11 protein-coding genes are annotated in these 14,446 nt (G+C 44.0%); 2 read left to right on the top strand and 9 right to left on the bottom strand.

Annotation, left to right across the window (positions count from 1 at the left end):
- Position 1: 1 nt before the first annotated feature.
- The 5 genes from BLW16_RS12650 to BLW16_RS12630 all read right to left on the bottom strand — a co-directional run bounded on the left by BLW16_RS12650 (position 2) and on the right by BLW16_RS12630 (position 7,404).
- Positions 2-889: a hypothetical protein gene (locus BLW16_RS12650; RefSeq protein ID WP_245735261.1), complete on the bottom strand. Its 888-nt coding sequence runs from the start codon at positions 887-889 to the stop codon at positions 2-4.
- A 184-nt stretch (positions 890-1,073) separates the two neighbouring features.
- On the bottom strand, positions 1,074-2,300 hold the full coding sequence (odhB, locus tag BLW16_RS12645; protein WP_090557110.1) for a 2-oxoglutarate dehydrogenase complex dihydrolipoyllysine-residue succinyltransferase: 1,227 nt from the start codon (positions 2,298-2,300) through the stop codon (positions 1,074-1,076).
- Between the two features lie 19 nt (positions 2,301-2,319).
- Entirely contained in the window at positions 2,320-5,115 is a 2,796-nt protein-coding gene (locus tag BLW16_RS12640; RefSeq protein WP_090557108.1) for a 2-oxoglutarate dehydrogenase E1 component, read from the bottom strand.
- A 54-nt stretch (positions 5,116-5,169) separates the two neighbouring features.
- Entirely contained in the window at positions 5,170-6,048 is an 879-nt protein-coding gene (locus BLW16_RS12635; RefSeq protein WP_245735259.1) for a MerR family transcriptional regulator, read from the bottom strand.
- Positions 6,049-6,150: 102 nt separating this feature from the next.
- Positions 6,151-7,404, bottom strand: a complete 1,254-nt coding sequence (locus BLW16_RS12630) for a DASH family cryptochrome (protein ID WP_090557103.1) — start codon at positions 7,402-7,404, stop codon at positions 6,151-6,153.
- 155 nt (positions 7,405-7,559) lie between these two features.
- On the opposite strand from BLW16_RS12630, the gene BLW16_RS12625 reads away from it, so the two are divergent.
- Together BLW16_RS12625 and BLW16_RS12620 are read left to right on the top strand one after the other, a co-directional pair.
- Positions 7,560-8,468, top strand: a complete 909-nt coding sequence (locus tag BLW16_RS12625; RefSeq protein WP_090557101.1) for a TIGR01777 family oxidoreductase — start codon at positions 7,560-7,562, stop codon at positions 8,466-8,468.
- A gap of 99 nt (positions 8,469-8,567) precedes the next feature.
- Complete coding sequence (locus tag BLW16_RS12620; protein WP_090557099.1) at positions 8,568-9,872, top strand: cryptochrome/photolyase family protein; 1,305 nt, start codon at positions 8,568-8,570, stop codon at positions 9,870-9,872.
- A 2-nt stretch (positions 9,873-9,874) separates the two neighbouring features.
- On the opposite strand, the gene BLW16_RS12615 is transcribed toward BLW16_RS12620, so the two are convergent.
- The 4 genes from BLW16_RS12615 to BLW16_RS12600 all read right to left on the bottom strand — a co-directional run bounded on the left by BLW16_RS12615 (position 9,875) and on the right by BLW16_RS12600 (position 14,433).
- Positions 9,875-10,786, bottom strand: a complete 912-nt coding sequence (locus tag BLW16_RS12615) for an FKBP-type peptidyl-prolyl cis-trans isomerase (RefSeq protein WP_090557097.1) — start codon at positions 10,784-10,786, stop codon at positions 9,875-9,877.
- A gap of 3 nt (positions 10,787-10,789) precedes the next feature.
- Positions 10,790-11,329: an FKBP-type peptidyl-prolyl cis-trans isomerase gene (locus tag BLW16_RS12610; protein WP_175470568.1), complete on the bottom strand. Its 540-nt coding sequence runs from the start codon at positions 11,327-11,329 to the stop codon at positions 10,790-10,792.
- A 112-nt stretch (positions 11,330-11,441) separates the two neighbouring features.
- The gene (locus BLW16_RS12605; RefSeq protein WP_090557093.1) at positions 11,442-13,232 is read right to left on the bottom strand and encodes an acyl-CoA dehydrogenase family protein; all 1,791 of its coding nucleotides are present in this window, start codon (positions 13,230-13,232) and stop codon (positions 11,442-11,444) included.
- 22 nt (positions 13,233-13,254) lie between these two features.
- Positions 13,255-14,433 carry an acetyl-CoA C-acyltransferase gene (locus BLW16_RS12600; protein WP_090557091.1) on the bottom strand — a complete coding sequence of 393 codons (1,179 nt, stop codon included), beginning with the start codon at positions 14,431-14,433 and terminating at the stop codon, positions 13,255-13,257.
- Between the last annotated feature and the right edge of the window lie 13 nt (positions 14,434-14,446).

Genomic DNA, 14,446 nt, shown 5'->3' with positions numbered 1-14,446 from the left:
ACTAAAACTGGTAACCCAATACCCAGAGATTTTCTGCGTATTTGATCTTCTGACTCGCTTTATCCAGGTCATCACGTCCTGTAGTATGAATATTCTTCAGGTTCGTTGTACCCAGTTTAGTTGTGTTTTGCAGGTACAGGAATTTGGTGATATAGAATTTCAATCCCGCTTTCACAGAGAAACCATAACCGGAAACGTTCCAGTGGTTATTTCTTCCCTGTGTGAATAAACGCACATCAGACCGTGGAACCAGCAATCCTCCTCCCAGACCTGTTTCCAGGGTAAGTGAGGTTTCCCTTGAAGGTGCTACCCAGATATCGTCATAACGTTCAATTTCTATATTGGCATAGTTAAAGCCATCTGTATGTTCAAATGTCAGCACTTCAGGTGTCAGATTAATCATTTCTCCATGATACGTTCCCGCATAGGCGCCGGTGGGTACGCCTGGTTCAGAGATATTGGGACCAATTGTTCCTGTGATCGCCACTGTCTGCGGAATATCCACTACATATTTCATGTGGTCCCAGGCGAGGGAAACGCTCCAGTTGTCAGCAAAGAAGTAACCGAAACGAATGTTATACTGCGGAACGGTGATCAAGCCCGGATTTAAATAATCCCAGGATAATTTAGATTGCCTGTCATGTGCTTCTACATCTTTTAATTTGAAATCGTAACCTGGCCCCTGAAACCTGATATCACTTTTACCATACCATGAATGGTTATACCCCCAGTGAAAATAAAAGTCTCCTTTCCTGGAGAAATTTCTTTTGACTTCATTTCCGAAAATACTCTTCCCGAGGTCTGCCGGTACATCCGTATTATAGTTTTGAGCCTGAGTTGATATTTTACAAAAAATGAGTAAGAGAAGTAATAAGCAGCGTTTTTTCACCCGGCAAAAATAATCAATTACTTGTTAAAACGCCTTTTCGCCCTTTATATGACGGTGGGATGTTTAATGCATTAAAAAAGGATTAATTTCAATAGTAAAAGGGCAAAAAAAAATGGTATTGCATTTCCATGCAATACCATTTTTTTGGAAGCCGAATAACCTTCATCAACCGGCAGTTTAACCTTTATATTCCCAGCAGCAAACGTGCAGGATCTTCCAGCAGTTGTTTAACTCTTACTAAGAATCCAACAGACTCCCTTCCATCAATGATACGGTGATCATATGATAAAGCCAGGTACATCATCGGGCGAACAACCACTTCACCTTTCTCAGCGATAGGGCGTTCTATAATATTGTGCATACCTAAAATTGCAGACTGTGGGGCATTGATAATCGGAGTAGACATCATTGAACCGAATACACCACCGTTAGTGATTGTAAATGTTCCGCCGGTCATTTCTTCAATTGTCAATTTGCTGTCGCGCGCTTTGGTTGCCAGTTCAATCACAGATTTTTCAATTTGTGCAAGGCTCAGGCTTTCTGCATTTCTGATGATCGGCACTACCAACCCTTTAGGTGCAGAAACTGCGATAGAGATATCTACGAAATCGTTAAAAATCACAGCATCACCATCGATACGTGCATTTACCGCAGGAAAGTCTTTCATTGCCTCACAAACTGCTTTTGTGAAGAAGCTCATGAAACCTAATCCTACACCATATTTTTCTTTAAACTGATCTTTATATTTTCCGCGCAGGTCCATGATCGGCTTCATGTTCACCTCGTTAAACGTAGTCAGCATGGCTGTCTCATTTTTCACTGCTACCAAACGTTTTGCAACCGTTTTGCGCAATGGCGACATTTTCTCCCTGCGTTCGTTTCTTGACCCTGCCACTGCAGGAGCTGAGGCAGCTTTTTCAGGAGCCTTAGCAGGCACAGCTGCTGGTTTCTCTGCCTTAAGTGCGTCTTCTTTAGTAATCCTTCCATCAACGCCAGAGCCTTTTACAGCTGCAGCATCCACACCTTTTTCGGCAAGGATCTTGCCTGCTGCCGGTGAAGGCGTGCCTGTGGCGTAACTGTCACCAGCTCTTTCCGCAACCGGGGCAGGAGCCTGCTTATCTGCCTGGGCAGCAGCTTCCGCCGGTGCCTCAGGTGCCGCTTTCGGTGCAGCAGCACCACCATCTTCAATACTACAAACTACAGCTCCTATCGCCAATGTATCCCCTTCGCTTGCCACTATTTTCAAAGTTCCGGCTTGTTCAGCAGTTAACTCAAAAGTCGCTTTATCAGATTCTAATTCGGCTATTACTTCATCCATCTCCACTGCATCACCATCATTTTTTACCCATCGGGAAAGAACAACTTCAGTAATCGACTCCCCTACTGGCGGAACTTTTATTTCTAGACTCATAATTGATGTATTATATTTTCTAATCTACGTTATATACTTTATTCACTGATTTTTTGGCGATTTTTTTATCTGCTTCCGTAATCTTCATTTCGAAAGCCTTAGCTAAAATAAAAGCCTGCTGGTCTGCATGTTGTTTTGCAAATCCTGTAGCGGTACTGCTACTTTCTTTTCTTGAAATCACTTCAATATCTGCAAAAGCTGTTTTCCTTGTTTTACGAAGGAAATAAGGCCATGCGCCCATGTTCTCAGGTTCTTCCTGCACCCAGACAGCTTCGTTTGCATTTTTATAACCCTTGTAAACAGTTTCCATTTGTGCCAGAGGTGTAGGATACAATTGTTCTACACGAACAATAGCTACATTTTTGATGTTCTCTTTCTGTTGTTTTTCCAGTAACTCGTAATAGATCTTGCCGCTGCAGAACAACACCCTTTTTACTTCGTTTGCTTTTACGTTTGCATCATCGATCACCTCTTTGAATTTACCGTCAGTAAAATCTTCAAGCGGCGAAACGCACATCGGATGGCGCAACAGGCTCTTTGGTGTAAAAACGATCAGAGGTTTTCTGAAGTCACGTTTAAACTGACGGCGGATAGCATGGAAAAAGTTAGCCGGGGTAGTACAGTTCGTTACCTGCATGTTGTAATCAGCACAAAGCTCCATGAAACGTTCAATCCTTGCAGATGAGTGCTCAGGTCCCTGTCCTTCATAACCATGCGGCAATAACATTACCAGACCGTTTTCACGCTGCCATTTGGTTTCTGCACTGGCAATATACTGGTCAACCACAATCTGTGCACCGTTAAAGAAGTCGCCAAACTGCGCTTCCCAAATCGTCAGTGCATTCGGATTGGCCATGGCATAGCCGTATTCAAATCCAAGTACGCCATATTCAGATAAATGCGAGTTATAAATATCAAAAGGGGCCTGCTGATCCGAAAGGTTACACAAAGGGATATACTCCTCTTCAGAATCTTCCAGTGTTAAAACAGCATGACGGTGGGAGAAAGTACCACGCTCAACATCCTGGCCACTTAAACGCACTCTTTTTCCTTCGGACAGCAAAGTAGCGTATGCCATCTGCTCTCCCATTGCCCAGTCGAACACATATGTTGACGTAGCCATTTTATTCCTTTCAGCAAACAGTTTCTCAATCTTCTTGAAGAACTTTTTGTCGGCCGGTAAAGTACTGATCCTTTTAGCGATCTCCAGCAGGGTAGATTTTTTTACAGAAGTATCAGGGGAAGTCACAAAATCTTCCGCACTTGCAATCCTCATATCTGCCCATGCACCTGCAAATTTAACTGCCTGGTAGGTAGATGTAACCTCTTTGGCTTCGTTCAGCCTTTCCTGTAAGATGCCACGGAATTCAACTTCCATTTCTTTGGCCAGACTGGCCTCCATTTTACCTTCAGTAATCAGTTGCTGAATATAGATATCCCTTGGGTTAGCATGCTGCTCAATGGTTTTATACAACAGTGGCTGGGTAAATTTTGGCTCATCCGATTCATTATGACCAAATCTGCGGTAGCAAAGGATATCAATGAACACATCATTTTTATATTTCTGACGGTATTCCATAGCCAGGTTGATGGCATAAACCAAAGCCTCAACATCATCGCCGTTCACGTGGAATACAGGAGAAAGTGTCACTTTAGCAATATCTGTACAGTAAGTACTTGTACGTCCGTCTTTATAATTGGTAGTGAACCCGATCTGGTTATTGATCACCAGGTGGATCGTACCACCGGTTTTATAACCGTCCAGGCCGGCCATCTGTATCACCTCATAAACTATACCCTGTCCTGCAACTGATGCATCACCATGGATAAGTATAGGAGCGATACGTGAATTATCACCACCGTATTTGAAATCAATTTTGGAACGGGTCATTCCTTCCACCACTCCATTCACTGTTTCCAGGTGAGATGGATTAGGACATAGGCTCAGGTGGACATTTTTTCCGTCCTCCGTAGTCACATCGGTAGAATAACCCAAATGGTATTTCACATCACCTCCGAAAGGAGATTCTGCACTGTAACCTTTACCTTCAAATTCAGCAAATATATCCTTATAGGTCTTTTGCATGATATTGGCAAGAACATTTAAACGCCCCCTGTGTGCCATACCAATTACAAATTCTTCAATTCCCAAGTCAGCACCTTTTTCAATTACCGAATCCAGGGCAGGGATCATCGCTTCTGCACCTTCCAGTGAGAACCTTTTTTGTCCCAGGAATTTAGTACCTAAAAAGTTTTCGAAGCTCACGGCCTCATTTAACTTTTTCAGGATCCTTCTTTTTTCCTCAATTGAAAAGCTTGGTGTGTTTTGCACGCTCTCCATTTTATTCTCAATCCAGCTCAGTACCTCAGGCGTCCGCACAAATTTATATTCTGCACCGATAGACCTGCAGTAGGTCTTTTGCAGAAAAGCAACGATATCACGAAGTTTAGCTGTACCGATACCCAATTCAACACCAGAATTAAACGGAGTGTCGAGGTCAGCCTCAGACAAACCGAAATTTTCGATGTTCAGGGTTGGCAAATGGTGCCTTCTTTCCCTTACAGGGTTCGTATGTGTGAATAGATGCCCACGCTGACGATAGCCATTGATCATGTTAAGGACATTAACTTCTTTTAAGAATTGCTCAGGCGCTACTTCACTAACTTGTCCGGTTTCTGCTCCCCTCCCAAAATCAAAACCCTCAAAAAACTTCTGCCAGCCGAATTCGACTGCACTAGGGTCCTCTTTATAAGTTTGATAGATAGAATCGACGTATTCGGCGTTTGGGCCGTTGAGATAAGATAAATTATCCATTGTTTATGAATTGATATAAGTACGGCAAAATTAGGATTTTACCTCGTAAAACGGTTATAATTCTTCAAGAAAATCGGTGATGTCACAAACGTTTTTCAATGGTGTGAGCTGATTATGAACAAGAATATCGAATTCCGAGATCAAACTCCCGGCTACCAGTAGCGGAACATCCAGATGTTCCATCACTTTACCGATTATTTTGTTGACATCCTTTCCCAGATTCAATGAAGTTAATACTATAAAAGCATAGTCTGGTTTGTAAGTAACGATTACCTTTTTAACGTCAGTATAGGGAATTTCCTGTCCCAGGTAAAGCGTATCCATTCCACAGCTTTTCAACAGGTAACGAGCAAAAAGCAATCCAGTTTCGTGCATTTCCGCTTCCGGAAGGAATAATAAAAATCTTTTGGGGTTTTCCCGGACGGGTTTTTCAAGTTTGTCAATTTCGACGATGATCCTGTCCCTGATCAGATTGGAAGCAAAATGTTCCTGTGAAGGATCTATAGCCCCGGTTTGCCAAAGCATCCCTACTTTTTTCATAAAAGGAAAAAGCACCAGGTCCATCGTTTTAGTCAGTCCGAGTTCTTCGATGCAGCCCGAAAGAATTTCGGCAAAAGCGGTTTCATCATAATGAAGCGTCGCATCTGAAAGACGCAGCACCTGAACAGTATCATTATTCCAGTCCGACTGGAACTGCATAACCAGGTCGGCGATCTGCTCTTTAGACATTTTTGCTATCCGGCTGATCTTGTAACCTTTTTCATTCAGTGTAACAATATTCAGCAAAAGTTTCAGGTCGTCTTCATCGTAGAATCTGATATTGGTGGGCGTCCTTTTCGGTGGCACCAGATTATACCTGGCCTCCCACGCTCTGATAGTATGCGCTTTAATACTGATAAGGCCCTCTATATCACTGATTGAAAATTTTTTCACGTAAGTCGTTAACAAATATTAAACAAAATTGTTCTCCCTGTATTTTTTTGTCTAACATAACAAAAAAATATCTTTCAATCCGTCTTAAACTGTTAGAGACAGCTATGAAGGAGCGTAAATCTCCAGGTCCAGCATTTTAATTTGTTTATCCAGGTCAAAGCTGTTTTTGGAACGGGGATCTTTACCGCCCATTGCTACATTTGCCCAGTTGCCCCAATTGCTTGCAGGAGAATAATCTATTAATTTTTGTTCAAAATAACCTGCCCCGTCCAGCCAGTTCAGTTTCAGTACGTAGATCAGAAAAGTAGCCACCACTAACCTGCCTGCATGGGAAATAAAACCTGAAAGATTTAATTCAGTCATGTACTTGTCTACCAGCAGGTGCCCTGTATTTCCATCTTTCCATTGCTGTAAATGAATCTCATCCTGTTCAGCACCGGAAGAGGTTTCCACATCAGTGACAATATCAGTAAAAAAGTGGATCGTATGTTTTTTGAACATGAACCTGAAATAGTCCCTCCATAATAACCCCAGGATCAGGTGATTAAAATTGGTGTTGGTACCAAACCTCCGTTCCGCATCCTTTACGGCCCAGTAAACTTTCCGTGGCGACAGGCAACCTAAGGCCAGCCATGGAGATAGTTTTGAAGAGTAGACAAATTTATCTGCACCTGCCCTGTTATTTGTCTTCGCGTATATTTCTGCTCCTTCTTTAAATAATCCGTTTAAATGTTTGATCCCTTCTTCTTCCCCGCCTGAAGGCCCTGTTGAAACTGATTGATATTCCGCCAGTTCGCCCCAGTCCTCAACTTCTACCAGGCTGATCTCCTTTGGAGAGAGAAAACAGGCTTTTACGATAGCGTCGCGCTCTGTTTTCTTTTTAAACTGCGCAAAAATATCAGGGATATCCTTAATAGGAAAAGGAAGATCTTCTTTATTGTAAAGCGTGTGTCCTATAAAATGCTTCAGGTTAACCTTTAATTTCCATAACAGGTCTTCAACGTTTGAAGAAACGGTTGTTTCTTTTGTGGCTACTTCCCTGTGGTGATAAACTTCTGAGATTTCATATTGCTCAACCAGTCCGGGCATATAATCTTCCGGTCTGCCATTCACCACCAGGAGATTACCGCCTACTTTTTTCAGCGATTCACGGAGAGCATAAACACTTTCTATCAAAAATTGGACACCGCTGTTTCCTTCCTTAATCTTTCCCTCGGCATCGTACTCAAAATGACCCGGGTCAAAGAAATATACCGGCAGAATACTGTCTGACTTGGCGATCGCTTCCACCAACATTTCATTGTCGTGTAAACGCAGATCATTTCTAAACCAAACGAGTATTTTCTTAGATTTCATTTGATTATTACTAAATTTCAGTTATAAAGATCAAAAATATAGCATTTTTAGGCTAACATCTAATACGAGAAGTAATATTTACATAAGCAAAACAAATGTTCGGTTAAAAATTACTGATTTAAAACCAAAATGACACATTTAAGGTATATAAACAGATGAACCAGCACATTTTACTCACAGGAGCTACCGGCATGCTCGGCAAATACCTGATACAATCGCTGCTAAATGCAGGGCACAGGGTCTCTATCCTGAGCAGGAAACCTCAGACTATCAGTCAGGTAACTGTATTTCTGTGGGATGTGGAAAAGGGACAGATAGATCCAGGCTGCATGGAAGGTGTGGATACGATCATCCATCTTGCCGGAGAAAATATAGCCGGTGAAAAATGGACTGAGAAGCGAAAGAAGGAAATTATTGATAGCAGGGTCATATCTGCCGAACTTTTATTTAAGACCCTGTCAGCATACAAAAATCAAGTCAGGGTGTTTATGTCTGCCGCTGCAGTAGGTTACTATGGGAACCGCGGCGATGAAATCCTCACCGAAAACAGCCCTGCCGGAAATGATTTCATGTCTGAATGCTGCGTTGCATGGGAACATGCTGCAGACGAGGGTAAAAAACTGGGCCTCAGCGTGGTTAAAATACGTACGGGCGTAGTGCTGAGCAAGGATGGCGGCGCCTTGCCGCAAATGGCCAAACCTATCCAGTTATTTGTTGGAGCCCCGCTTGGGACTGGCAATCAATGGGTACCCTGGATCCACTATGAAGACATGAACGAGATTTACATGCATTTTGTTAAGAATCAGCCGGCAGAAGGTGTATACAACGCCTGCGCCCCTTTTCCTGTCACCAATAAAACATTAACAAAGGCAGTTGCCGGTGCATTGCACCGTCCGGTATGGCCTTTCAGCGTACCGGAAGCAGTCATGAAGCTGATATTGGGCGAAATGAGTGCAGTAGTGCTCAACAGCACTAATACCTCCGCACAAAAGATACTGGATGCAGGTTTTATCTTTAAATATACCCATCTTGATGATGCTTTAACTGATATTTACGGTTCATGAACCCGATAGGATTAAAATAATTATTAAGCACACAGGTCAATAATTATTTAATCGTCAAAGGCTCTATCTGACAACTATAAAAAACAATAAAATAAATAGATGAAACAGGAAGTTAACATCTGCTGGCTAAGAAGGGATTTGAGGTTAAATGACAATGCTGCCCTATACCATGCACTAAAAGGGGATTTTCCGGTGCTGCTGCTGTTCATATTTGACAGCAACATCCTGGATGACCTGAATGATAAAAAAGATGCCAGGGTAACATTCATTTACCAGCAGCTTCAGCGCATCGAAAAGGAACTGCAGCAAAATGGATCTTCGCTGCTCATCAAGCATGGCACTCCTGAACAGGCATGGCAGGAAGTAACCGGCAGTTACACTGTCAAAGGTGTATATACCAATCACGATTATGAACCCTATGCCGCAGAGCGTGATGATTCATTAGGGGAGTTTCTCCGCTCCGAGTCGATCGCCCTGCAGACATTTAAAGACCAGGTGATCTTTGAAAAAGATGAAGTCACCAAAGCTGATGGTAAACCCTATACGGTTTTCACTCCTTATTTCAGGCAATGGATGCTGAAGCTAAATAATTTTTATCTGAAGGCCTATCCGGTAGAAAAATACATGGAACACCTGTTTCAAACCAAACCGCTTGCATTTCCTTCGCTATCGGAATTAGGCTTCGAAGAGGGCCGGCAGGAGTTTCCATCTAAAAACTTCGAAAAGAAACTGGCCTCTTATGAAGAACGCAGGGACTTCCCTTTTGACGATGCCACTACCCGCATTGGCCTGCATTTAAGATTCGGCACCATCAGCATCAGGGAAGCCGCATCCGCAGCACAGGATGCAAAAGCAAATAAATGGCTTTCAGAACTGGCCTGGAGAGACTTCTATATGATGATCTTATGGCATTTTCCACACACGGCAACGCAATCCTTTAAAGCGGCATACGACAATATCAAATGGATTAACAGCGAGAAGGATTTCAAAGCCTGGAAGAACGGTAAAACAGGTTATCCTATCGTGGATGCCGGTATGAACCAGTTAAACCAGACCGGGTATATGCACAACCGGGTAAGGATGATCGTGGGCAGCTTTTTAACAAAGCACCTGCTGATCGACTGGCGGTGGGGCGAAGCTTACTTTGCGGAGAAACTACTGGATTATGAAATGGCCAGTAACGTAGGCGGATGGCAGTGGGCCTGCGGCTGTGGTAACGATGCTGCTCCTTATTTCAGGGTGTTCAACCCGGAACTGCAGGCAAAGAAATTTGATCCGCAAAACAAATATATCTACAAATGGGCCCCGGAGTACAAAGAAGAAAAGCATGTCCAACCTATAGTTGAACATGCTTTTGCAAGAGAAAGAATTCTCAAAGTTTTTAAAGAAGCACTGGCGCAGTGATGTTATGGGGTTACAGAGGTAACCTCTACATCAAAATCTAAAATAGCATTCCCGGGCAGTGTGCCTGTACCTGAGGTTCCATAACCCAGACGTGAAGGAATCAGCATCCGTATTTTACCACCTTTTCCCAGTTTGCCGGGAAGGGTTTTAGTCCATCCTTCTATGATTCCTGAACCAGGGCTCAAATTAAACACAGCCGTAGCATCTGTACTTGAATCAAAAACAGTTCCATCTGTATATCGCCCTGTATAATTCACGGTTATAGTAGAGTTCACCGTAACCGGATCAGTAGCGCTTCCTGCTGCAGATACGCTGTACCACACACCAGAAGGATCTTTAATCATGCTTAAGCCTTTGCTCGTGATAAATGCCTGTATCAGTCTGTCATCAAGTGCTGTTTGTGAAATATCCGGATAAGTAGTGATCGTTAAATCAATATTCTCATTGGAAGGAACATCACCGGCTCCGTTTTTGCCAAAGGCAAGATAGGAAGGCAGCAGGATCCTGGCAGTGGCGCCACGTCTCATTTTCAGCATGACATCATGTATTGCAGGAATACTGTATCCTACAGACTGGTAAGCCAGTGAACCTGTATAACCAACAAAGGTCCCTAAGTTAGCATAGGAAGGTGTAGACAGGTAAGTCACGCCATTTTCCATTCCCTTTGCCAAACCGTCATATAAAATAGAGTCCGTGTTTTTCAGAAACTCTCCGGTACCTTGAGTCACGATCTGATAGTAATATCCTGTTTTCGCAGAATCTTCCACCATTCCGGTAAGGTTATTGGCTGCGATGTAGTCTGTGATCTTTTTCGAATCTACACTTTGTATGGATTCATAGTCTTTCTTACACGATGTAAAAATGAGGGTTAGGCCGGCGAAGGCTAGGATATATCCTGATAACTTTTTAAGCATTATTTAATTTGTTGTAACTGTTGTTGTAACCGGTGGTATTATCTTTAGTAACTGAATGTCAAAATCTAAAATTGAGTTTTTTGCGAGTGTAGTATCTGTCAGCCCTGTCTGCCGGATTTCCTGGTTCTGATAAGCCAGGGTAGATGGAACGATCAGCCTGATCCGGCCGCCCGGTTTAATCAGGGGTATTCCTTTCTCCCAGCCTTCGATCCCATCTGACAAAAGAAACTTGGTTGTATCTGTATTGCTAAAAGTAGAATCAAATATGACTTGCTGGTTTAAGAACAGTCTTCCAACAAAATGGATGCCTACCATATCTGTATCTACCGGCGCGCGGCCCTCCCCGGCCTTCGAAATAAAATAATATAATCCGTCACCAGTTTTGGTAAAGCCGCTAAGCGTACCATTAGCTGTCAGCTGTTTTCTGATAATGTCGTCATCTATAGCCAGTTGCGCAACTCTGTCATACGCCGGATCCGTTTTACAGGCGGCGAAGAAACAAGCAGCTAAAACAAGCAGCAATAGAATTTTACTTTTTAACATATTGCACAAAAATAGTCTTTTATTAGGGACGGCACAATATTTAACCAATTTTAACAAATACAAAAAACGCCCCCCGGTAAATGAGGGCGTTTCCATCAAAGAAATTGTGAAACTAGAAACAATATTTATTTGCCGCGATCAGCTGTTGTGCAACTTTCTGGCGCGCATCCTTTACATTGAATGCGTCCATTTTTGTGAACCTTTTTAATCCTACCAGCATCATCCGCTGCTCATCTCCTTCTGCAAAAGCCCATAAAGCTTCCTTACCGGCTTTTTGTAACGCGTCTACGGCTTCAACAAAATAGATCTTCATCATATTCAGCTGTCCTTCACAGGCTTCAAACCCTCTCAGACTCACCAGTTTTTCTGTTCTTAACAGTACTGATTCTGCCACATATACATAACTCGCCATATCGGCTATGTTCATCAGTACTTCCTGTTCCTTGGACAGGCTTAACATCAGCTTCTGCACAGCAGCTCCGGCAACCATCAGGGTAGCTTTTTTAAGATTGCTGATGATTTTCTTCTCCGCAGCAAACAAGGTATCATCTTCTTCCCCGAAATCAGGGATAGACATCAGCTCTGCAGCTACGGCCGTAGCCGGTGTCATCAGGTCCAGTTCGCCTTTCATTGCCCTTTTCAGCATCATATCCACAGTGAGCAGCCTGTTGATTTCATTCGTTCCCTCAAATATCCTGTTGATCCGCGCATCGCGGTATGCCCTGTCCATTGGTGCATCGGCCGAAAAGCCCATCCCGCCATAGATCTGCACGCCTTCATCCACCACATAATCCAGCACTTCCGATCCCCATACCTTTAGAATGGCACATTCTACAGCAAACTGTTCTGTAGATTTCAGCTTGGCCTTATTTTGCTCCATCCCCCCGGCAACGAGTGCTTCATAGGCATCATCAATATTCTGCCCGGCCCGGTAATTGGCAGATTCAACCGCATATACTTTAGTGGCCATTTCAGCAAGCTTAAACCGGATAGCACCATATTTTGAAATCTGTCTTTCAAACTGGATGCGCTCATTGGAATAATTTACAGCAGTATTGATTACCTGTCTGGAAGCACCGATCGCTGCCGCTGCGAGTTTGATCCTGCCGATATTTAAGATATTAACTGCGATCTTAAAACCATTCTGGCGTTCAGAAAGCATATTTTCAACAGGTACAGGACAATCATTGAAGAACACCTGGCGGGTTGATGAACCCTTGATGCCCATTTTATGCTCTTCAGGGTTCATGGTGATGCCCCCAAATTCGCGTTCCACAATAAATGCAGTCAGGTTTTTATCCTCATCGATCTTGGCAAACACAATAAATACGTCAGCAAAACCTCCGTTTGTGATCCACATCTTCTGTCCGTTGATCAGGTAATGTTTACCGTCTTCAGTTAATTTGGCTTTCGTTCTGGCCGAATTTGCATCGGAACCTGAATTAGGTTCCGTCAAACAATAGGCTGCTTTCCATTCACCTGTTCCCAGTTTAGGAATATACTTTTCCTTCTGTGCGTCGTTTCCATAGTAGAGAATAGGTAAAGTACCGATGCCCGTATGTGCAGATAAAGCTACAGCGAAAGAATGCCCTGCACCGATCACATCTGCAACAAGCATCGAGGTATTGAAATTCTTTCCAAAGCCTCCGTATTCTTCGGGAATTGAAACCCCAAGGATACCGAGTTCTCCTGCTTTAGTCATCAGCGATGGCATCAAACCCTCCTCCTGCCGGTCAATCCGGTCCAGGTTAGGATACACCTCCGATGCCAGGAAATCACGGCAGGTCTGAGCGATCATCCGCTGTTCCTCATCAAATTCTTCAGGGATAAATACATCCTGAAAAGCGGTTTCCCTGATCAGGAACTCGCCCCCCTTTACTATCGTTTTATCTGTAGTTTCCATATCGGTTTATATTTAGGTTATATTATAACATTTCAAAAATACCGGCAGCACCCTGTCCGCTGCCCACACACATCGTTACCATTCCATATTTCCCTTCCCTGCGTTTGAGTTCATTGAACAGCTGCACAGAGAGTTTTGCGCCCGTGCAGCCCAGCGGATGGCCAAGAGCGATTGCCCCTCCATTCACATTCAGCTTTTCGGTATTGATATCCAGGGCCCTGATCACAGCGAGTGATTGGGAGGCGAAGGCTTCATTAAGCTCAATCAGGTCCATCTGTTCCAGTTTCAGGCCTGCTCTTTTCAGCGCCAGCGGAATGGCATCAATAGGCCCTATGCCCATAATCCTTGGAGACACTCCCACCACACCATAGCCAACCAGCCTTGCAATCGGGTCAACTCCCAGTTCCTTCATTTTAGCTTCTGAAACCACCAGTACAAATGCCGCCCCGTCCGACGTCTGTGAAGAATTCCCCGCAGTAACGCTCCCGCCGGCAGCAAATACCGGCTTCAGTTTAGCCAGCTTCTCCGGGCTGGTATCTTCACGCGGCCCTTCATCGGTATCCACCACATAGGTCCTGGTCTTTTTCTTCATCTGGCCGTCCAGGTAATTTTCTGTAACCGTAATTGCTGCAATCCCGGCTTTCAGATGGCCGTTTTTGATGGCCTCTATTGCTTTCATGTGCGACTGATACGCGAACTCATCCTGGTCCTCACGGCTTACTTTATATTCACTGGCTACAGCCTCAGCTGTAAGACCCATTCCCCAGTACCAGTCCGGGTTCTTTTTAGCCACATCCGCATTAGGCACCACTTTCCAGCCGCCAAAAGGCATGCCCGACATGACCTCCACACCTCCTGCAATGATACAGTCGGCCATTCCGCTTTTGATCCTCGCCACTGCCGTAGCGATCGTGTCCAAACCCGAGGCACAGTACCTGTTCAGCGTTACTCCCGGAACCTTATCCGTATCCAGGCCCATCAGGGAGATCATTCTCCCGATATTCAGCCCCTGTTCGGCCTCCGGCGTAGCGTTCCCGACGATCACATCATCTATTTGCTCTTTGTCCAGATTGGGAACCTGGGCTACCAGCTGTCTGATCACTTCCGCAGCCAGATCATCGGCCCTGGTAAAACGAAATACGCCGCGCGGGGCTTTGCCCACTGCTGTACGTAAACCTGCTATGATATATGCTTCCTGCATGATTTCCTGTAAT

Source organism: Pedobacter hartonius (assembly GCF_900107535.1).
Taxonomy (GTDB): domain Bacteria; phylum Bacteroidota; class Bacteroidia; order Sphingobacteriales; family Sphingobacteriaceae; genus Pedobacter; species Pedobacter hartonius.
The sequence above is the reverse complement of the archived record's forward strand: the minus strand, read 5'-3'. Positions and strand labels throughout refer to the sequence as shown.

Coding starts and splice junctions, on each gene's coding strand:
- odhB (WP_090557110.1), bottom strand. CDS start 2,300: ATGAGTCTAGAAATAAAAGTTCCGCCAGTAGGGGAGTCGATTACTGAA.
- BLW16_RS12640 (WP_090557108.1), bottom strand. CDS start 5,115: ATGGATAATTTATCTTATCTCAACGGCCCAAACGCCGAATACGTCGAT.
- BLW16_RS12630 (WP_090557103.1), bottom strand. CDS start 7,404: ATGAAATCTAAGAAAATACTCGTTTGGTTTAGAAATGATCTGCGTTTA.
- BLW16_RS12625 (WP_090557101.1), top strand. CDS start 7,560: ATGAACCAGCACATTTTACTCACAGGAGCTACCGGCATGCTCGGCAAA.
- BLW16_RS12620 (WP_090557099.1), top strand. CDS start 8,568: ATGAAACAGGAAGTTAACATCTGCTGGCTAAGAAGGGATTTGAGGTTA.
- BLW16_RS12615 (WP_090557097.1), bottom strand. CDS start 10,786: ATGCTTAAAAAGTTATCAGGATATATCCTAGCCTTCGCCGGCCTAACC.
- BLW16_RS12610 (WP_175470568.1), bottom strand. CDS start 11,329: ATGTTAAAAAGTAAAATTCTATTGCTGCTTGTTTTAGCTGCTTGTTTC.
- BLW16_RS12605 (WP_090557093.1), bottom strand. CDS start 13,232: ATGGAAACTACAGATAAAACGATAGTAAAGGGGGGCGAGTTCCTGATC.
- BLW16_RS12600 (WP_090557091.1), bottom strand. CDS start 14,433: ATGCAGGAAGCATATATCATAGCAGGTTTACGTACAGCAGTGGGCAAA.